Origin of the sequence: Streptomyces sp. ID05-39B, assembly GCF_033794725.1 — a bacterium.
Classification (GTDB): domain Bacteria; phylum Actinomycetota; class Actinomycetes; order Streptomycetales; family Streptomycetaceae; genus Streptomyces; species Streptomyces bobili.
Window position 1 is genome coordinate 1 of the sequence record NZ_JARGEF010000527.1, and the last position, 894, is coordinate 894.

Consider the following 894-nt stretch of genomic DNA (forward strand, 5'->3'; position numbering starts at 1 on the left):
GGGTGTGGGGATGGGGCTGGCTGCAGTCGTCGGGTGGGCTGGGGGCTAGTAGGGTCCGAAGGTATGAAGCTGGCCTTCTCCACCCTTGGTGTTCCCGGTCTGCCGATCTCCGATGTGCTGCGGCTCGCGACCGCGCACGGATACCACGGGGTCGAGCTGCGCGCCCATCCCGAGGAGCCGGTGCATCCCGGCCTCGGTGCGGACGAACGCGCCGACGTGGCCGCCGAGTTCAAGGCGGCCGGGGTCGAGGTGCTCGGGGTCGCGGGGTATGCGCGCGTGGCCGCTCCGGGGGACGACGAGGTCGTGATCGGGGAGATCCGCTCGCTCGTCGAACTCGCCCGCGATGTCGGCGCGCCGTACGTCCGGGTGTTCCCCGGTGGGGCCGACGGGCAGGATCCGGCCGAGGCGGACGCCGTCGCGGCCCGGCGGCTGGGGACCGCCGCCGAGTACGGCGCCGACCTCGGCGTACGCATCCTGCTGGAGACCCACGACTCCCACCGGACCGGCGCCGCCGCGACGCGTGTCCTCGGGCTGGTCGGGCACCGGCAGGTGGGCGCGCTGTGGGACGTCATGCACACCTGGCTGGGCGGGGAGCAGCCGCAGGACAGCTACGCCGCACTCTCGCCGTATCTCGGATATGTGCAGGTCAAGGACATCGTCTCGGCCGAGGACACCACACCTGTCGCCCTGGGAGCCGGCGTGCTGCCCCTCGCCGAGTGCGTGGAGGTCCTCTCCCGGCATGGGTGGGACGGCTGGCTCTGCTGGGAGTACGAGAAGCGGTGGTACGACCACGCCGAGCCGTTGGCCTCGCTGCTGGGGGCCGGGCGGGAGCACCTGGGGAGGCTCCTCAACGAGTCCGCGTGAAGCCTGAAGGAGGGGGAGGGTGATTGGGGG

At 72.4% G+C, this 894-nt stretch carries 1 protein-coding gene; it reads left to right on the plus strand.

Annotation, left to right across the window (positions count from 1 at the left end; translation table 11 throughout):
* The first annotated feature begins 63 nt into the window (after nt 1-63).
* Nucleotides 64-864, plus strand: coding sequence for a sugar phosphate isomerase/epimerase family protein (locus tag P1P75_RS41695; RefSeq protein WP_319265298.1), 801 nt, complete (start codon nt 64-66; stop codon nt 862-864).
* Nucleotides 865-894 lie beyond the last annotated feature (30 nt).